This window comes from Gottfriedia acidiceleris, assembly GCF_023115465.1.
GTDB classification, from domain to species: Bacteria; Bacillota; Bacilli; order Bacillales; family Bacillaceae_G; genus Gottfriedia; species Gottfriedia acidiceleris_B.
The window spans coordinates 3,775,023-3,793,376 of the sequence record NZ_CP096034.1; the positions used below are offsets into that span (position 1 = coordinate 3,775,023).

The following is an 18,354-nucleotide window of genomic DNA, read 5'->3' on the forward strand; positions in this document are numbered from 1 at the left end:
TTATAGAAGGGGTTTATTGATATGTATAAGGCCATGTATCATACTTTTGACCACTTAAGATTATCTGACAAGCAAACGCAAGAAGCTAATATTGCGTTCTTACATGACTTTAATGCAGTTTTAGAATCCCCCCATTTAAAAAAATTAGCAAAAAAAACACAGTTAATTCCCAACTCAGAGCATTGCCATAATCGTTTGTCTCATACTATTGACGTATGCCATGTTTCAAGCTTAATCGTGGAACATCTAAATAATTATTTTCATGAGGATAACATTACCCCAATAAATAAAGATTTAGTAAAGGCTATTAGTCTAGCTCATGATATTGGTCATCCACCATATGGACATACCGGTGAACGCGCGCTAGATGAAATGATGAAAAAAATGGGTGGATTTGAATCGAATGCACAGAGCATTAAAATTTTAGTTAATAGTTCGAATGGTTTTAAATACAGAACCCTTACAGCCTTAATGAAATACAAAACCAAAATTCCTTTAATTAGAGAAGAATATAACGGTTTAATCAAAGGTTATTACGGATATATGGCAGGATATTTAGAACCTTTATTTTTGACATATCAAGAAAATGTCATTGAACAATCGATTGTAGACATAGCAGATACGTTATCTTATGCCCTATCAGATCTAAAAGATTTAATTCTATTTTATGGAGAAAATAGATTTGCTCAATTACTTAAAAGATATTTTACTGAAGGCGCGATGCTAGAGGAGACAATGCTTTTTTTCCCTGAAATTAGTAGATCTGAATTACTTTATTTCATTCCAAAGATTATGGAAGACATTATGAATAATATACTTGGGGAAATTTTACAAATTTACCGTAAATTCATAGCAGAACCACTACAATCTATTATTCATGATTTTATAGATTCATTAGTGATCAAGATAAACTATGCACAACCAATGTATAGTAAATTGAGTCTCCCAATAGAAAATGAACTAAAACTTTTTCTATTAAATCAAATTACAAAGAAATGTTTCTTAGAAAGAAACGTTAATAGAGAAATAGATAAAAAGATTACTCATAATATACAGCTCACCTACGATTATCTTTTTAACTTAAATAGTGAGGATTCCTTGTTGAAATTAGATAAGGAAGTTTTGCAACAATTGATCAATATCTCTAATGTTATTGAGCGTTCTCGGTTTGTATGTGACGTAATATGTCATTTAAGTGATATGGAGATTGGAAATTTTGTAAGAAAATCCAATAAAAAAATAATTGTAGTATAACAGGAGGAAATAACATGAGTATAAATGTAAAACAATCTGTCGAGCAGTTCAGTTTAAATAGTAAAGAGTATTATGGAAACAGATACGAATTATATGAAAGATTACGAAATGATGCACCTGTTTTTTGGCATGAAGAAATGCAATCCTGGTTTATAACTAGGTATGAGGATGTGTCCAAGAATTTACTAGGAGATAAATTTATTTCAAGTAATGTAATTCCAAATAAAATGAGTAATCTCGCTGAAGGAGAAGATCAACATTTTAAAGATATTATCGATATCATTAAGACTTGGATGGTCTATAATGATCGACCAATTCATTCACAATTAAAAGGTTATATGAACAGAGCCTTTTTAGTTAATGAAATCGAACTTATTGCTCCTGAAATTCAGAAAATTGTTTCTACAATCGTAGATAAAGTACTTGAAAAAAACATAAGCTCATTTGACTTTGTAAAAGAGATCGCGCACCCTATTCCTGCGATGGTACTTTGTAAAATGTTAGGAATTCCTGGTGAGGAGGTTGACAGATTCATTAAGTGGTCTGATGATATCGCATTATTTATGCAAGATTTCGTTGTGTCTCATGTACCTAGTAAAGAAATTAGTGAACAAGTTAGAGGAAGTGTAAGAGAAATTTGGACATACCTTTCAGATGCGATTGCGGAAAGACGAAAAGAAAAGAAAAATGATTTATTAAGTAGATTAATCTCTGAGACTCCTGGTGAAGATGGTGAACTTACTGATGATCAATTAATTGCTCAAACAATGCACTTAATTTTCGGTGGACATAAAATTCCTCAATTTGTGTTAAGTAATACATTACATCTTCTATTTAAGAATCAAGATGTTCTAGAAATGCTTAAAAAAGATATGTCTCTTCTTCCAAAAGTATTAGATGAGACAATGAGACTAGAAGGGCCAATCCAATATATTGTTAGACATGCTTCAAATGATATCGAATTACACGGACAGCAAATCAAGAAAAATGATTCTGTTTATTTCTTCTTAGCTTCTGCTGGCCGAGATGAGCGAGTATTTGCAAATCCTGACAAAATGGATATAAGTAGAACAGGTTTCCGTCATGTAGCTTTCGGTGGTGGTTATCATACTTGTATAGCTGCTGCTTTCGCTCGTGTAGAAATCATGGAGATTCTTAAGGAAGTAATAACTCGTTTCCCAACAATCGATTCTTTATATGATTTAGAAAATCCAGAGTGGACTGCAAACCCTACTTTCACTGGAATGATCCAGATGCAAGTAAAAATCTAGTATTACTAGGATATTTGATAGGAATAGAACAAAATTCTATTCCTATTTTTTCTAAGTTAGAGGTGATTAAAAATTGAATAATTGCGAGTTTCATAATACCACCATTTTAGTTGTTCACGAAATTTATGGTATTAACAAACATATAAACGATATTTGCGACAGTTTAAGTAAGTTAGGATTTACAGTTGTATGTCCAAATTTATTAGGTAATATAGAAAATTATTGCTATAAAGATGAAAACAAAGCTTATCAGCATTTTGTTCATAAGATTGGGTTTGAGTTAGCTACTAATAAAATTATCGATCTTGCAAAAGAACTTCGAACTAAGTGTGCTAATTTGTATATTTTAGGTTTTAGTGTAGGTGCAACAATTGCATGGCTATGCAGTAAATATGATAGGTTATTTGATGGGGTAATTGGATTTTATGGTTCGAGGATTAGGGACTATTTAGAGGTTAGTCCAAAATGTGAGACCTTACTAATTTTCCCAACGAAAGAAAAATCATTTGCTCCCGAAATTGTCATAACTGAATTGAAAACAAAAGATCGGATTCAAATTATTAAAGTAGAAGGAAGTCATGGTTTTACTGATCAATCAACTTCTAATTATGATCAGTATGCTACTGAATATTGTTTTCAAAAAATGCGTGATTTTATTATGAAACAAAATAATAATTTTTCCGTAACAGGAGGAATCAAATGACCGATCAAAGATGGATGTCTTTACAGTTTTTTGGGTTTTTCTTCACTTTCGGAATCTTCGTGCCTTATTGGTCTGCTTGGCTAACAACAAGTAAAGGTTTTACAGCTGATGAAGCTGGACTAATCATTGCTTCAGGTTTAATAACAAGGTCAATAACAACCTTTTTTATTTTTCCATTTATAAGTAGATACCTAAATTTAGCTAGATTAAATCAAGTAGTTTCCTTAACTTCTGTTACGCTATTAATCATATTAATCCCGTTTAATAGTTTAATTGCAGTAGCTGTTATTACAGTTTTACTAAGCCTTGTTTATCCAATGCCTTTAGCTATGTATGAGTCTATGGCATCTATCCTTATTAGGGAAAGCAAAATAGAGTATGGAAAGAGTAGATCATATGGCTCAATTGGCTATATTATTTCTCTATCATTAACTGGAATACTCATATCTTTAAAAAGTGAAAATGTAGTTATCTACTTTTTGATAATTGGATGTGTGCTACTTTCTTTATTAACATCCATTAACGCTCCTTTACCTTTAAAAGCAAAAATAACATCAAAGAAAGTTCCATTGTTTAAGTTGTTTAAATCAAAAGCATTTTTAATAGTATTAGCGATCTGCATCACCCTTCAAGCTGCACATGCAGCATATTATAGTTATGCTGTTCTTTTCTTGAAAAATATTGGGGTAAAAACAAGTTTTACAGGATTCATCTTAATCATCGCAGTGATATCAGAAATTGCTTTCTTCTATATATCAGACTCTCTATTTAAAAGACGATCTGTTCCAGTTTTATTACTGTTTAGTGTAAGTGCTTCAATATTAAGATGGGTATTGATCTTTTCTTTTAACAGCATTTCAGTTTTTGTATTGTCTCAATTATTACATTCTATTACTTTTGGGCTTACTCAATATGCCTTTGTGAAATACTTAGATGAAAACATTGAAAATAGGTACTTCCCCTTTGCTCATGGAATTTATGCAGCTCTAGGTTTAAGTTTAGGTAGCGGTATTTTAACATTAGTAAGTGGTTACCTGTACTCTATATCTCCATCTTTTGCTTTTTTAGGAATGGCATTGGTCTGTATCCCCTGTTTAGGGTTGTGTTACTTTTTGAAATTAGCATTAGGGGATCAAAATAACTTAACAGGAGAGATAAGTGAAAATGTTACTAGTAAAAGAAAAAGTGTATAGTACTAACAAGTCTGTAAAATCTGATGAAACGATTCATACAGAAGTATTTCAAATGAATGAAGAAAAAGTGATTAAGTTGAAATTTTTGAGTTCAAATTCTCCTAGAAATCAAGGTGTCGGATTTATCTCAGAAAATGGAATATCAATCAACGATGCCCCAAAACAAACAAAAGTGACTATATGGAGAAATGAAATTCAATCAGAACTGATCTTAAAATGCTCTAGTGGCTTTTTAAATGTTTTTAATGTGTGGGAAGAAGAACGAATGGTAGGATTCCATGATTTTCAGTCTGGTATGAGAATCAAAAAGGAGAATGATGTCATGTTCTACAATTGTAATGATGCTTTTGGGAATGGTGATTTTACCTCTCTAGTATTCTCGCTTCAAATATTATAAAGCTAAATAGAAAAAAAAATTCAATTGTCTATCCGATTAAAACTAACAAAAAAGCAGAGTTGAATTTCTCAACTCTGCTTTTTACTAAAAAACTTATATTTTCTTTTCCGTAATCCAAATTATCTTTCCCTGTCTATTTTTGGAAAGAATAGGAAAAACTAAATTAAGATTCGATATAGTAAACTTTTGTTCAATCTAGAAAGTAGGTATTAAACATGACGGAAGATTTTTTTGCTGATTATGAAAAATTTGTTGTTCCACCTTCATATCAATATACAGGTGAGAAACGAAAATTTAATCCTAAGGACTATGCATCATATTACATCTTAACAGTCTCATTATATGACTCTCTTATATCAAATTGGAACGATGCAGCTAAATATAAAATAGACGTCAAAAACTGTATAGATCACGTATTAAAGGATTTTAATGAAAAAAAAGGTGGTAAATATCATCTTCAATTACTTGAATTTGAAAGTGATAAATCCTATTTTGTCATTGCCTTGTCTATAAAGAATAAAATTGAAAAAGATAAAATCAATGGAATTATTTCAAAGTATATTGAACAACTTGTATCAAACTCATTTTATATTGGACAGAGCTGGTACTGGCTAATTGGTCAAAAAGGAAAAAGAGACCGAAAACTCTTCAATATATCAATAAAGGAATACATGCACTAGCCTATATTATTCGGCATTATATTTTTCTTTTATTTAATAAAAGGATTTATTGATCTATTTTTTTCTAACCCAATTCCTATTCTTACTATTAAAAATATCCTCCTCTCTTAAATTTCCCCCTCTAAACAAGCTTTAACAAAGCTACCTAATTGTTCTTTATTCAGAACGAACGAATCCTTGAATTTTAAAGTTGTTCTAATCATCTGTATCGATTACTTCATAAGCTTCTTTACTATTTCCACTAAGAAAAATGAGCCAATCAACTAATCGGCTCATTTCTAATACTTATGTCAGCTATTGTAAGTTAATTTAGTCCTTTAAACCCATACTTCTCTAATATCTTCATAGACTCATCATTTTGAAGATATTCATAGAATTTTTTAGCTTCTTTCGGTTGCTTGCTATTCTTTATTACGCCTAACGGATAAATAATTGGATCATGTGTATTTTCAGCTGCTGTTGATACAATCTTAACTTTTGTCGATGTCAGCGCATCTGTCTTATATACAATCCCTGCGTCCACATTATTTGTTTCAACATAAGAAAGTACTTGTCTAACATCCTTACCATAAACTACTCTTCCTTTAATTACTTTCCAAACATGTAAATTTTCCAATGTTTCTTTACCATATTGTCCTGCTGGTACAGCTTCTGGCGTACCGATTGAGATTTTATCTGCTTTCGTAAGATCTTCAAAAGAGTTAATTTCTTTTTTTGTATCTTTTGGTACAACTAATACCAGTTCATTCCCAACTACATCTTTGCCTTGGCTCTTATCAATTAAACCATCTTGTACTAAATTATTAAATTTATCCTCTGCAGCCGAGAAGAAAAGATCCACTGGTGCTCCTTGAGAAATTTGTTGTTGTAATGCTCCCGATGCTCCAAAGTTCAAGTTTATTTTTACATTAGGATTAGCTTTTTCAAAGTTTGCTTTAATATCATTTAGTGCATCCTGTAAACTAGCTGCTGCTGAGATCGTTAATTCTACATTCTTTTGAACAGTTTCTTGTTTCTTGCCTGCAGACTTAGAAGCTTGTTCATTTGTTGAACAACCAGATACTGCTAGCCCTAATATCATCGTTATCGATAATAATAAAGAATATAGTTTGTTCATTATTCATCTGCCTTCCCTTTTAAAACATAACTAGTTATATCTAATTATATTTAGTTATAACTAAATAAGAAATAGAATTTTAAAATTTACATTAAATTTACTAGGAATATGCTTTTTAAAAGGCATTGAGTTAAAATAGAAAATGGAGGGATGTAAATGACGACGGAACTTTTCTATACTATCGAAGAAGTCTCACAGTTTTTAAAAGTATCGAAATTAACCATTTATGACCTTGTCAAGAAAGGTGAATTACCTATATTCCGTGTAGGAAGACAGATGAGAATAGCAGCAAATGACTTGGACAATTACATAAAAAACAATAAAACAAATCAAAACACCACATTACTTACCTCTGTTTTTGAACCTCGCAGAAGCGATCCAAAAGAATCAAATCATGTTGTTATTAGTGGACAAGATTTAGTTTTAGACATGCTCGGTAAACAGATCGAGAAAAACTCAAGATATAAATCTTTAAGATCTTTTACTGGAAGCTTAAACAGTCTTATTTCCATGTATAATGGAGAATGTGACATCGTTAGCCTCCACCTTTTTGACGGAGATACAGGAGAGTATAATGTACCATATCTTAAAAAAATTTTAGTGGGTCATCCATTTATTTTATTCAATCTGCTATCTAGGAAAGCAGGTTTATACGTTAAAAAAGGTAACCCTTTAAAGATTACCTCTTGGAAAGACTTAGAACGTAAAGATATAAAGATTGTAAATAGAGAGAAAGGTTCAGGTGCGCGAATTCTTCTCGATGAACAGCTACGTATCAACGAGATTTCTTCTAAAAATATTAACGGATATGAACATGAAGAGAGCAATCACTTAAGCGTGGCCTCCGCTGTCTCAACTGGAGTAGCAGATGTTGGAATCGGAATTGAAAAAGCTGCTAAAATTGTAGGAATTGATTTTATTCCACTAATAACAGAACAATATGACCTGGTTATATTAAAAACCCCTTCAAATGAACAACTGATCAGTATTGTCACAGAGATTTTACAATCAAATCAGTTTCAATCAGAGGTTTATTCTTTAGGAGATTATGATATTTCTAGGACAGGGAAAATTATATTTCAGACAAATTAAGAGAAGGCTACTGAATTTGTTGCCTTCTTTTTTGCTGTTTATTGGAGAAGTAAGAGTCATTCTAAAAAGACCAAATCATTTATGATTTGGTCCCTATATTTAAAATATTTACTATAAAGAGTTAAAACAAACACACATCATACATTGTATTAACAGAAGATTTTTTATGTAAGGATTTAATTTCCTCTTCAATTTCCCGACAATTCCTTACGATTTCTTTTATATGTGAAATAATTTGTAAACAACCAACTGAAGGCACAACTTTCGATTCGTTTTCATACTCAATTAGCTCTATGCCAAATTCAATTTCTAAACTAATGATTGATTCTTTCATGTCAGCCTCTTTAATAAAAAATTTCTGTGCTGCAATCGTAAAGGAACCACTCTCTAAAACTTCACAAAGATGACTTAATTGTTCAATTTTCATATTTCTTCCCCCATACTCTACGATGTTCCCTTTCCTAATCTAGTTCTATTATATTAAGTGTTGATGTGATTTTAATTTTGAATAAAAGTATCAATTTGTTTTTTCTGAATAAATGATGATTTTTCACTGAATTAGTTTATAGCTGCTATGTGATCTCCTTTCTAAAAACCAACTGACCAAATTCAAATGATTCTAACTCAATAAAGGAAAAATTCTACAATCAAAATTGATTTTCCTTTGATTTAAACTTGGGTTATTTTTGCCTTGATTTTATTGAATTTTCTAGTTTGACACTGCTAATTTCAAAAGAAATCTATGTTAAATAGGACAATATTATATTACTCAAATAGAAAAACCACCTATAATTGGCGGTTTTCTTAGGGATTCTCTATTCTTGAAATCTTTTTACCTATTAATATTGATTTGGGGTAATTTTGTTAAATAGTATTATTTTTTCCAATGAAACCTAATGATACCCTAAATTTCTAAGCAAAATTTAATTATTAATACAGATTAAATCACTCTATAATTGCATATAAGAAATGGTAGATAGATAGTCAATCTAATTTGCACATTTGGGGGAATAACAATGGTTTTCTTTTATCAATTCGGAATTTTAGTTGTTATTATTGGAATCGTTCTCTTCTTACTGTTTTATAAGGTCTTTATCAAAATAGGTAGATTATTTAATAATCATATTAAAAACATAAAAAAAGAAATCGGGAGAGATGAAGAGTGAACGGATTGAGAAGTCTGATTGCAGGCGGAGTTATTATAATTGGAGGTATTATTTACGCAATTGGTGGTATGTCGCATATAAGTGTTGGTAGTATTGGTATTGAGAAACATATGAGTGGAGAAATTACTGAAGTCCCCCAAGGTTTCCATTGGACTGGTTGGGGAGTTTCAGTACAAGAATATCCCACATATACACAATCATTAGTTTTATCAAGTGACAAACACGAAGGTGGTAGTTCTGATCAAGAATGGTCAGTAGGTACTGGAGATCAGCAAGAACTACCTGTTAATACAAACTTAACATGGAAAATTTCAACTAAAAATGTAGCTAATCTTTATCAATCAGTAGGTGGAAAAGATATTAGTTACATCAAAAATAACATCGTCAAACCTACAATGAAAAATGTTGTTAACAAAATTACACACAAATATAGTTGGAACGACATTAAAGGTTCAAAACAAGCTGATATTACTGAAGAAATCAATATTGCTCTAGATCAGGAACTTGCAAAACAAGGTATTGAAGTCGGCACTTTTGGATTTACCCACGTAGGATCTCCCGCAGGTATGGCACAGTCACAAGCACAATTAGCAACTTCTGAATTGAACGTAAAAAAGGCATTAGCTGACCAAGAAAAAGCTAAGATTGAAAATCAAACAAAAATCCTAAATGCAGAAGCAGATGCTAAAGCAAATAGAATTTTATCAGACTCACTTACTCCAGGATTATTAAAGAAAATGGAAATGGATGCAAGACAAAAATGGGGTTGGGTTACTGTTCAAGGTGGGACACCTCTAGTTCAAGCAAAATAAACAAAGAACCAACCATCTAGAAGCATTCATTAAAGTGATCTAATGTTCATGAATTTGATTTAGAATGTTAGTTTAAAGAAGATTTTCAACCCTGGCGTCAAGCCATTTTAGACATTAATTGATAATTTTATTACTCCCAAAACTTTTTAAAAATAGAAAAATAATAAAGAAATAATCCTCTCTGCAAATAAAAACTCTTTCTTAATTTTTAGAAAGGGTTTTTATTTTCTATAATTTGACATAAAAATGATGCAAGAAAACTATAGATGTATGATATTCTCTAGATGTAATAAAAACGGTTTAAAACGGAGGTAAATATTGAGAGTTTAAGTTAGTAAGTCTGGTACAATTGAATGTTAAATTTCTTATATTCTATCATAATCATTTCTAGCTTTTTTATCTTATTTTTTGTTCATGAAGAAAAAACAGTTCACTATGTGTTTGATACACTTCAAACTTTTGGGAATTTAGAGCTATCTCGTCCAACAAAGACGAGTGTTATGGCTTGTCAAATTGGTTCTCAGCCCGGTAAGGTGCTAGCAATTCGTCCAGATAGCTTGAGCTACTGTAATTCCTTGTTGATCCTTATTTTGGAATTCTTCCAAAGTTTCGAAGTTAATCGATTGTAGAGAACTGTTTTCTTTTTATAAACAAAAGAAAGGTGCCCCTTAAAAGTTTTACTTTTGGGACAACCTCTTTTCTCGTACTATTCATATCGAAGAGCTTGAATTGGATCAAGCTTAGACGCTTTATTTGCTGGAAAAACACCAAATACGATTCCAACTAATAAAGAGAATACAAATGATAACAGCATAACTGGTATAGAATATGCAATTGCTGTTCCAGTCGTTATAGTGAATATTTTTGCACTAATAACGCCTATTACAACGCCTATTATTCCTCCAAGTGCACTTAATACCATTGATTCAATCAGGAATTGAAGAAGAATACTTCCACGCTTTGCTCCAATTGCTTTTCGTATACCGATTTCTTTTGTACGTTCTGAAACCGATACAAGCATAATATTCATAATACCGATACCACCAACAATAAGTGAGATCGCAGCACTTCCACCTAGCATTAATGTCATCGTTTTATTAACAGATGAAGCAGTTTCCATTAAATCCTCTGGACTCGAAACGCTATAGCTATCTTCATCGCCAATAATCGTTAACATCTTTTGTTCGATTCTACGCAATGTAAAATTAATCATATTTTCATTATGTACTTTTACATAAACAGAACCAATTGAAGAAGTAGATGCCAAGCGCTGAGCTGTGCTAAGCGGAACAAAAATTGTACTGTCCCCACTTGTACCTAATGAACTACCAACTGATTGAAGTACCCCAACAACTCTAAATGATGTCCCATTCACTTTAACGTATTGACCAACTGGATTTCCAAAACCGAATAATGTTCGTGCTGTGCTTGAACCAAGTACTGCTATTTTTGAGTGATTATCATTATCTAAATCTGCGATAAATCGCCCTGATTGCAGCTCCAAATCACGAACTTTTAAATAAGGTGAAGTTGTTCCTGTCATTGACACTTGCGCGTTCGTTTGTCCGTTTTTTACAGTTACTCTTCCAGAGACAGTCGGAGCAATTGCTTCAACATCACTAATTTCCTTAAGTTGATTGGCATCATCTTCTTTAAAAGTTACATCTGAGCCAGTAACACTTACTGTTAATACATTTGTACCTAAGCTTCCTATTTGATCTTGCACTTCTTTCGTTGATCCTTGTCCAATCGCAACCATCACAATAACGGAGGATACACCGATAATTATACCTAGCATCGTTAGGAAGGCTCTTACTTTATTTCCTTTAATGCTCTTAAGCGCCATTCTCAGTGTCTGCAAACCATTCTCCTCCATTCTCGTATAAATTGCCATCGTGAATTCGCACAACACGATTTGCTTGTTTTGCTACTTCTAAATCATGTGTAATTAAGATAATCGTATGCCCTTGCTCATTTAACAAATTCATAATCTCCAAAATTTCCTTACTTGTTTTACTATCAAGAGCACCCGTCGGTTCATCTGCTAGTAAAATAGGAGGGCTTCCAGCAAGGGCACGCGCAATTGCGACACGCTGCTGCTGCCCCCCTGATAATTGTGTAGGTAAATGATTTGCTCGATCTACTAATCCTACTTTTTTTAACGCCGAAAGAGCAATTTCTCTTCGTTCAGCTGTTTTCATCCCTCTATAAATGAGAGGAAGTTCTACATTTTCTACTGCAGTTAACTTTGGTATAAGATTGAAATTTTGAAAAATAAATCCAATCTTTTCATTTCGTATAGTCGCTAGTTGCGAGCTCTTCATTTGCCCTACATCTTCATTATCAATCAAATATCTACCAGAATCGGGTCGGTCTAAGCATCCAATCATGTTCATAAATGTTGACTTCCCTGAACCTGATGGACCGATGACTGATATAAAATCACCCTTTTGGATATCAAGCGATACACTCTGAAGAGCTATTACTGTTTCACCGCCAAGTTCATACATTTTCGTCATGTTTTTTATTTGAATAATCGGCTCAAAGTTAGTCATTATTTACCTCCTTGTCCGCCACCTGTTTGGATTCTTTCAGTAGTTCTTCCTCCGAAGCTACCTCCACCTTGGAAGCCACCACCTGGAAAGTTGCCACCTTGCATCATAAATCCACCAGAATTACCTCTAGATTGAACGCTCGGAATTTCAATAGACTCACCTTCACTTAATCCACTTGTAATTTCTACATTCGTATCATTAGAAATACCAGTTTTTACTGTAACTTTCTTTGTAGATTCTCCAGCATCATTTGTAGATGAAGCAACTAGTACATATTTTTCATTTCCATTTTTATACACTGCTTCTACTGGAACATATAGAGTATCTGCTTTACTTTGTATTAAAATACTTGCTTCAGTTGACATACCAATTTTCAAACCTTTTGGATTTTTAATTTTTACAGTTACATCAAATGTTGAAACGCCATTTGTCGACGTGCCTTCATTTGCTACTTTCGTTACAATCCCATCGAATGTTTGACCCTCAAATGCACTTGCTGTTATTTTTACTGACTGACCAACTTTTACCTTAGTGATATCTAATTCATCAACACTGATTGTTGTTTCCAAAGAACTATAATTTGTTATATGTGCCAATGTCGCAGAGCTTTGTACAGAATCTCCACTATTAACAGCAAGACTAGTAATTGTACCAGCAACTGGAGCCTGTAAGATACTACCATCTGTAAATTTCACTAGTGTGTCACCAGTTTTTACAACTGAGCCTTCCTTCACAAATACAGTATCCGCTACTAAACTACTACCTCCTCCAGTACTAGAGTTATTTGAGGAACTGTCACCATCTTCTCTGGTTATCGGTAATGTGACTCCATCTTCATCTTCCATACGCATTAGAACTTTTCCTTGCGATGCTCCGCTACTGCTACTTACATAAACCTTTGTAATTTCTCCATCTTTTGGAGCCGTAACAACATCACCATTTTTAAATGTCACAAGTGTGTCACCCTTATCTACTGATTCTCCAGAAGAAACACTTACACTATCCACAACTAGTATTGTATTTGCCGCAGTAACATCTTCATCAGTATTTGCAGTTACCGAACCCGATCCTGTAACAGCTACTTCTAACTTTCCTTTTTGTGCCGTAATTGTTTGTGCTGTAGCCATCACATTTAGGGCTTGATTTGCTTGACTCTTACTATATATGAACCAACCACTTCCTCCTCCAACAGCAACAACTATAAATGAAATAATAACCCACTTTTTCAATTTTCTTTTCTCCTCTCCATCATTGAGATTGATATGAATAGATACCCGATTATCCTTTACATTTAAGAAAATCAAGGCTTGTCTTTCGTTTATACAGTAAACATACTCTAGTAGTGATCGCTTGTATTAGAGCTCGTTTTATTTATTTTTTTGCTCCTCCTAATTTCATTTGATAAGCTCATTTTGGATTGTGTACCTTAAATTTCCCTTAACAAAAATCAATGCTTTTTAATGAGGAGAGGATATTGGTCATATTCAAAGCATTTAAAACGCTTAATTTACGAGTATATAAAAACCCCCTTCTATGTTTTTGAAAGGGGATTTACTTGTAATTATCGATCTATTTAATATCTATTTCTTCCATTTAAATCTACAAAAATAGGAGTCGATTAAATACAATCAACTCCTTCGTACTTTTTGTATAAAAATAGTGCTTATTCATACTCTATCATGTTCAATCTTTAGTATGATTAAGTGGAAAATACCTATCCGTCTACCCTTAGTATCGTCTTTTTCCCACAAAAATCAAACTATTCTTATGCAACAAATCTGCCATTTAGGACAATAAAAAAATCGACTATTTTGCAGAATTTTATACTACATACGCATGCGTTAGTTACTTAAAGGATCTTCAATTTAAAAGAACTAATCTTTTTTTTATAGAAGTGTATTAACTTGTCCACCACCATATACCAGTTAATACAACATATTCGTAAGTATAGAAACAGTTCAAATCTATCTTTTAGTAATTCTTTCCATATATGTTTATTCATTCCTTAAAATGTTATTTTATGTAAAAAACATATGACTTTTTTCATATTTCAGGAAAAATATACAGATTATATTGGAAATTTTTAACTTAACAGGTAATAGTTACCAATATAATTGAGGGCAAAAGTAATATACAAAGTAGTACAAAAATCATAACAATATATAGTTAGTTAAATATAGGTCAAGTCTAGATATCATCTGAGGAGCTTGCTAATAAATATAGAAAAGGTGATATTGTGAGCAAGGAAGACAAGAAAAAAGAGCATTGTGAATGCGAATGTGAGGACAAGCATCATCATGAACAACACCATTGTCACAAATGCTGTTGTTGTGAAGGGCCAAGAGGGCCAAGAGGTAAAAAAGGTGACGATGGTAAAAGAGGTAAAAGAGGCGCAACAGGTGCTACTGGGGCAACTGGGGCAACTGGCGCAACAGGAAATACTGGAAATACGGGTCCAGCTGGCGCAACAGGAAATACTGGAGCTAATGGTGCGACAGGTGCAACAGGAAATACTGGAGCTACTGGAGCTACTGGTGCGACAGGTCCAGCGGGTTCAGGCGTAGAAAAAATCTATTTAGCATCAGATCAATCAATCGGAAACAATGATTTTATGGGACTAGGTACTTCCTCATCTATGTTTATCCGAAATAACGTTGTCATTGCAGAAGCTTCAACCATTACTGGATTAGTTTTTAGTATTCGAACAAATTCGTTAGGTGTAGGAGATGTCGCAACAGCTCAGATTTATGTTAGTTCAAATTGTGGCGCAACTCCTGTAGCAACTGGCATTATTGCAACTATTATTGGGCCAAACCCTCCAAATTGTTGTGCAATGGCAATCTCTTCTTTTGCAGTTAAACCATGTGATTTAGTTTCTGTCAGAATTACAACTGGTGGCGGAGCTTTCCCTGATGGTGCAGCAGCAACAATTCTACTAACGACACCATAAAGTTAAATGCATTTATGGTTTGGCTATTTCATTTCCAAAAGAAAAAGGATCTTCGAATGAAGGTCCTTTTTTGTTAATTTAAAAACCGAATTTACGACTCATGATCTTTGATCTTATGTAACCTAACGCACCTTTAGTTTAATAAGGATAATGAAATAGAATTCTCAAAACACCCCATAGAAGTAACCCTGCAATAATAACTAGAACTCGAATTACCCAATTCTTCACTCCAAGGCCTCCTGATAATTGTTTAACTAACCTAACATTTTTGTTAAATAAAAAACCGACTAACAGCCTGCATTCTTTTTTGAATAAGACCACTTCAAAAAGCATATACAATGATATGACTTTTAAAGTGGTGAAACGTTACCAGGTCTTATTATTTTTTTCGTTGTTTTTTATTTCGTTCTACAAATAAATGATATTCTTGAAATTCTTCTTCAAGTTTATCTAGTATTCTACCAGTTGAATGTTCATCGGATAATTTTTGACAATACATTTCTATTAAGAATTTTCCTGCTTTATAATTTATAAGAAAAATCGGATAATCTGATTCATATCTGTTATTTCTTTTCCCTTCTACTAAAAAATGTTGAGTCATCTTTTCACCAAATATTTTTATATGAAGTTTTACTAAATCCTCATATTTTTCTTTCTCTTCCTGGTTAAACATTTGTATTTCCCCCTATGTGTTCTTATTGAACTAACGCATGCAAAAGTTGAACATGATTTTAGGAGCTATTTGATCAATCAGCTCCTCTTTCACTATTTGGCAGTATAGTTTACTTTATGTTTTTAAATCAACTGAAATCTTTACTACTATGTTATTCATTAATGATTTGTACTTCGAATTTCGGGTGAATAGATAATTGTGGATAATCTTTACGCCAATTCACTGATTTCCATTCATTTGAGTAATATGCTTTCATTTCCTTCCCTACACCAATCACGTCACAATTTGCTTTTTGCAACGTTTCAATCGTGGATTTAGCTAACCCTTCCATCTGTTTACTTAGCATTTTTTCCATCTTATGAATGTTCGATTTCTTAAATTTAATTGTTTCTGTACCAATCACATATGAATTAATCTTTAAATTGACTCGGATGACTACATTAGGCAAACCCTTTGATTTTTTGGAAACAGTGGTCTTTGAGTCTATTTCTTTTATGGCATATGCATATTCGCTTTTGTTCTCTTGATTCGCTAACTGTTTTTCCTTATTTTTTTCAAGGAAATCTCCTGTCAGATTCAATCGAACAAAATGCTTACCTAATAGCATCATCATCATGGTAAGTTGGTCTTTTGATAGTTTCACCCCAGTGTTTACACCCTGTCTATATAAATACGCACCACTTAATTCTAACGCATTATCTGACTGCTTAATAACAGGTATTGCAAGGTCTTCCATCTTGTCTCTTTTTGATAATATGATGTCCATCATGGAAGTAGATGGAATCATTTTTCTACTCTCCATTGTAAAAATATAGTCATTTAAATCTTTTGTAAAATCTTCTTTTTTTTCAACTTCATCTTTTAAATATTTTTGTAGATTTCCTTCAAAGATAACAACAGGGACGTCTACTGCCCCATACGGCGCATTTAGCATAAAAGATAGATTTGAGACAGGATACTCTTTTGCGAACTTTTCACTTAGCAGATAAACCCTTGTACTAACGCCATAAAAAACTCGATTTGAATAACCACCTCTACCAATTGCTGATAATAGACTTGACCCCTTAAGTGTTGTAAGACCCATTTTAACCTCCCCACTACCTTGTCCGCTGTTTTTTAGTTTAGTATCAACGTAGTAAAGATTAGCTTTATTACTTTCATTCAAATCTAAACCCGCAACATCCATTAATTTAAGAGTACGTAGTGGCAATCGATCCCAACACCCAGTCAATAGCGGAATTAATGATATAATTAATAAAACATTATTAATTTTTTTCAATTTCTTTTCACCACTTTATATAAAGGTAATTTTCCCCTATTTTGACCCTTAAACTTTTTCCTATTCATTTTAGGAGTAATTTTAAGACGAAGTTGTTAAAGTTAATTTGAATAAACATAAACAAATTAATTTTGAGCCACTTTACTGTTATGATAAGTTTTTATATTGATTTGTCTTCGGTAAAGGACGATAAAATGTCATTGCTCTGGGTAGGAACTGGTTTTTTATTATTTATTAAATTTTGTGGATGGATGAATCTAAAACTTGAAGATTAAAAATAAAAAAAGAGAGGAACTCACAAGAAAAGGAGTTTCTCTAAAAAATAGGTGATATTGGTAAAAAAGTAAAACAAGAAATGTAATATTATTATATAAAAATTAATATTAATTGTTTCAGTTATATGCCCCTTTATTGGAAAAATTTAACATTTATTATGCAACTAAACTGCCAAGGGTTTTTATATTCCATGATAATTCAGTAGAAGCATAATTAGCAGTACTTAAATATTTAGAAGAAATCGTCTCTTCAGGGGCAGATCATCCATTACCGATACAATTTCTATCGGTTGTGTTCTATATTGTATTTTTGTATCCTATTCAATTTGTATATACTAGGGTTTTTTAAGCATTTAACTGTCTAAAATTAATCTTAACTCGCTACGAGCGGACGGGAATCCCAACTGTTATATGATCCACCTATGTTCGGTTAGACATGAAACTATTAGGTAGTTTAGTTAAATAAGAACTGCGTAACAAAAAATTAAAAGGCATTGCTCTTGAGCAACGCCTTTTTCACATATTAATTTCCCCTAACAATTAGCAATCTTTTAATCTCTATCTAAAAAGAATTCCATATTTATTCTTTATAAAAGCTTTTAATAGATCCATCTTCTCTTTTGAATCTATGATTTCAAATGGAACATATACTTCATGTTTTTTTAGGAGAAAATTTCTCTTTTCTTTAATTTCAAAATTTAATATTTGTTGGACTTCTTTTTGAACAGGCTTCCCTCTAGTAGATTCTGGATTGCCTGAATCGACATGATGAATTAAGCAATGGTATTTTTTATCTCCATATAGAGTCGCAAATTTTTTAAACGCACCAATTAAGGAAATAGGCTTATACCCTATCGACAAGCTCTTTGCCGCCATTGTACATTTCATTGGACCTAAACTGTTGAGTTAGGTAGAGATTCAAAATCCCCCTCTTACC

At 32.4% G+C, this 18,354-nt stretch carries 18 protein-coding genes and 1 pseudogene; 11 read left to right on the forward strand and 8 right to left on the reverse strand.

The genetic code is table 11. The annotated features are described in order from the left end of the window. Nucleotides 1–21: 21 nt before the first annotated feature. The 6 genes from MY490_RS17885 (at nt 22) to MY490_RS17910 (ending at nt 5,498) form a co-directional block, all read left to right on the forward strand. A complete protein-coding gene (locus tag MY490_RS17885; RefSeq protein WP_248266884.1) occupies nt 22–1,254 on the forward strand; it encodes an HD domain-containing protein in 1,233 nt (410 codons plus the stop codon). 14 nt (nt 1,255–1,268) lie between these two features. Then, on the forward strand, nt 1,269–2,525 hold the full coding sequence (locus tag MY490_RS17890) for a cytochrome P450 (protein ID WP_248266885.1): 1,257 nt from the start codon (nt 1,269–1,271) through the stop codon (nt 2,523–2,525). 73 nt (nt 2,526–2,598) lie between these two features. Beyond that, nucleotides 2,599–3,228, forward strand: a complete 630-nt coding sequence (locus tag MY490_RS17895) for a dienelactone hydrolase family protein (protein WP_248266886.1) — start codon at nt 2,599–2,601, stop codon at nt 3,226–3,228. Beyond that, on the forward strand, nt 3,225–4,421 hold the full coding sequence (locus MY490_RS17900) for an MFS transporter (RefSeq protein WP_248266887.1): 1,197 nt from the start codon (nt 3,225–3,227) through the stop codon (nt 4,419–4,421). Before MY490_RS17895 ends, MY490_RS17900 begins: the two co-directional genes overlap by 4 nt. Next, complete coding sequence (locus tag MY490_RS17905) at nt 4,393–4,818, forward strand: hypothetical protein (RefSeq protein ID WP_248266888.1); 426 nt, start codon at nt 4,393–4,395, stop codon at nt 4,816–4,818. Before MY490_RS17900 ends, MY490_RS17905 begins: the two co-directional genes overlap by 29 nt. A 215-nt stretch (nt 4,819–5,033) precedes the next feature. Further along, nucleotides 5,034–5,498: a hypothetical protein gene (locus MY490_RS17910; RefSeq protein WP_248266889.1), complete on the forward strand. Its 465-nt coding sequence runs from the start codon at nt 5,034–5,036 to the stop codon at nt 5,496–5,498. A gap of 304 nt (nt 5,499–5,802) precedes the next feature. On the opposite strand, the gene modA is transcribed toward MY490_RS17910, so the two are convergent. Further along, a complete protein-coding gene (modA, locus tag MY490_RS17915; RefSeq protein ID WP_248266890.1) occupies nt 5,803–6,615 on the reverse strand; it encodes a molybdate ABC transporter substrate-binding protein in 813 nt (270 codons plus the stop codon). Between the two features lie 156 nt (nt 6,616–6,771). On the opposite strand from modA, the gene MY490_RS17920 reads away from it, so the two are divergent. Beyond that, nucleotides 6,772–7,707, forward strand: coding sequence for a substrate-binding domain-containing protein (locus MY490_RS17920; RefSeq protein ID WP_248266891.1), 936 nt, complete (start codon nt 6,772–6,774; stop codon nt 7,705–7,707). 121 nt (nt 7,708–7,828) lie between these two features. Here MY490_RS17920 and MY490_RS17925 read toward each other — a convergent pair whose 3' ends face one another. Beyond that, nucleotides 7,829–8,134: a LysR family transcriptional regulator gene (locus tag MY490_RS17925; RefSeq protein ID WP_248266892.1), complete on the reverse strand. Its 306-nt coding sequence runs from the start codon at nt 8,132–8,134 to the stop codon at nt 7,829–7,831. Nucleotides 8,135–8,723: 589 nt separating this feature from the next. On the opposite strand from MY490_RS17925, the gene MY490_RS17930 reads away from it, so the two are divergent. The 3 genes and pseudogenes from MY490_RS17930 to MY490_RS17940 form a co-directional block, all read left to right on the forward strand. After that, nucleotides 8,724–8,873: a hypothetical protein gene (locus tag MY490_RS17930; RefSeq protein ID WP_179887080.1), complete on the forward strand. Its 150-nt coding sequence runs from the start codon at nt 8,724–8,726 to the stop codon at nt 8,871–8,873. Beyond that, nucleotides 8,870–9,685: an SPFH domain-containing protein gene (locus MY490_RS17935; RefSeq protein WP_248266893.1), complete on the forward strand. Its 816-nt coding sequence runs from the start codon at nt 8,870–8,872 to the stop codon at nt 9,683–9,685. The genes MY490_RS17930 and MY490_RS17935 overlap by 4 nt, the downstream gene beginning before the upstream one ends. A gap of 413 nt (nt 9,686–10,098) precedes the next feature. Further along, a pseudogene (locus MY490_RS17940) lies at nt 10,099–10,239 on the forward strand (amidohydrolase); the annotation flags it as partial. 152 nt (nt 10,240–10,391) lie between these two features. Here the strand turns inward: MY490_RS17940 and MY490_RS17945 are convergent. Genes MY490_RS17945 through MY490_RS17955 form a run of 3 tightly spaced genes read right to left on the reverse strand, consistent with a single transcriptional unit; the run spans nt 10,392 to nt 13,469 of the window. After that, nucleotides 10,392–11,546, reverse strand: coding sequence for an ABC transporter permease (locus MY490_RS17945; protein ID WP_348983773.1), 1,155 nt, complete (start codon nt 11,544–11,546; stop codon nt 10,392–10,394). Then, on the reverse strand, nt 11,521–12,240 hold the full coding sequence (locus MY490_RS17950) for an ABC transporter ATP-binding protein (RefSeq protein WP_282439812.1): 720 nt from the start codon (nt 12,238–12,240) through the stop codon (nt 11,521–11,523). The genes MY490_RS17945 and MY490_RS17950 overlap by 26 nt, the downstream gene beginning before the upstream one ends. Then, the gene (locus tag MY490_RS17955) at nt 12,240–13,469 is read right to left on the reverse strand and encodes an efflux RND transporter periplasmic adaptor subunit (protein ID WP_248266894.1); all 1,230 of its coding nucleotides are present in this window, start codon (nt 13,467–13,469) and stop codon (nt 12,240–12,242) included. Before MY490_RS17955 ends, MY490_RS17950 begins: the two co-directional genes overlap by 1 nt. A gap of 1,007 nt (nt 13,470–14,476) precedes the next feature. Between MY490_RS17955 and MY490_RS17960 the strand changes: the two genes are divergently transcribed. After that, nucleotides 14,477–15,190: a hypothetical protein gene (locus MY490_RS17960; protein ID WP_248266895.1), complete on the forward strand. Its 714-nt coding sequence runs from the start codon at nt 14,477–14,479 to the stop codon at nt 15,188–15,190. A gap of 379 nt (nt 15,191–15,569) precedes the next feature. Here the strand turns inward: MY490_RS17960 and MY490_RS17965 are convergent, their stop codons facing one another. The 3 genes from MY490_RS17965 to MY490_RS17975 form a co-directional block, all read right to left on the reverse strand. Then, a complete protein-coding gene (locus tag MY490_RS17965) occupies nt 15,570–15,863 on the reverse strand; it encodes a hypothetical protein (RefSeq protein ID WP_248266896.1) in 294 nt (97 codons plus the stop codon). A 151-nt stretch (nt 15,864–16,014) separates the two neighbouring features. Further along, nucleotides 16,015–17,142 (reverse strand): Ger(x)C family spore germination C-terminal domain-containing protein, encoded by a 1,128-nt coding sequence (locus MY490_RS17970; RefSeq protein ID WP_248266897.1) that lies wholly within the window; start codon nt 17,140–17,142, stop codon nt 16,015–16,017. Nucleotides 17,143–17,975: 833 nt separating this feature from the next. Continuing rightward, nucleotides 17,976–18,278 (reverse strand): hypothetical protein, encoded by a 303-nt coding sequence (locus MY490_RS17975; protein ID WP_248266898.1) that lies wholly within the window; start codon nt 18,276–18,278, stop codon nt 17,976–17,978. Nucleotides 18,279–18,354: the final 76 nt, after the last annotated feature.

What these genes read in the sequence shown, in the direction of transcription:
- MY490_RS17965 (WP_248266896.1), bottom strand. Translation starts at nt 15,863, where the DNA reads ATGTTTAACCAGGAAGAGAAAGAAAAATATGAGGATTTAGTAAAACTT.
- MY490_RS17930 (WP_179887080.1), top strand. Translation starts at nt 8,724, where the DNA reads ATGGTTTTCTTTTATCAATTCGGAATTTTAGTTGTTATTATTGGAATC.
- MY490_RS17925 (WP_248266892.1), bottom strand. Translation starts at nt 8,134, where the DNA reads ATGAAAATTGAACAATTAAGTCATCTTTGTGAAGTTTTAGAGAGTGGT.
- MY490_RS17910 (WP_248266889.1), top strand. Translation starts at nt 5,034, where the DNA reads ATGACGGAAGATTTTTTTGCTGATTATGAAAAATTTGTTGTTCCACCT.
- MY490_RS17950 (WP_282439812.1), bottom strand. Translation starts at nt 12,240, where the DNA reads ATGACTAACTTTGAGCCGATTATTCAAATAAAAAACATGACGAAAATG.
- MY490_RS17920 (WP_248266891.1), top strand. Translation starts at nt 6,772, where the DNA reads ATGACGACGGAACTTTTCTATACTATCGAAGAAGTCTCACAGTTTTTA.
- MY490_RS17900 (WP_248266887.1), top strand. Translation starts at nt 3,225, where the DNA reads ATGACCGATCAAAGATGGATGTCTTTACAGTTTTTTGGGTTTTTCTTC.
- modA (WP_248266890.1), bottom strand. Translation starts at nt 6,615, where the DNA reads ATGAACAAACTATATTCTTTATTATTATCGATAACGATGATATTAGGG.
- MY490_RS17890 (WP_248266885.1), top strand. Translation starts at nt 1,269, where the DNA reads ATGAGTATAAATGTAAAACAATCTGTCGAGCAGTTCAGTTTAAATAGT.
- MY490_RS17905 (WP_248266888.1), top strand. Translation starts at nt 4,393, where the DNA reads ATGTTACTAGTAAAAGAAAAAGTGTATAGTACTAACAAGTCTGTAAAA.
- MY490_RS17885 (WP_248266884.1), top strand. Translation starts at nt 22, where the DNA reads ATGTATAAGGCCATGTATCATACTTTTGACCACTTAAGATTATCTGAC.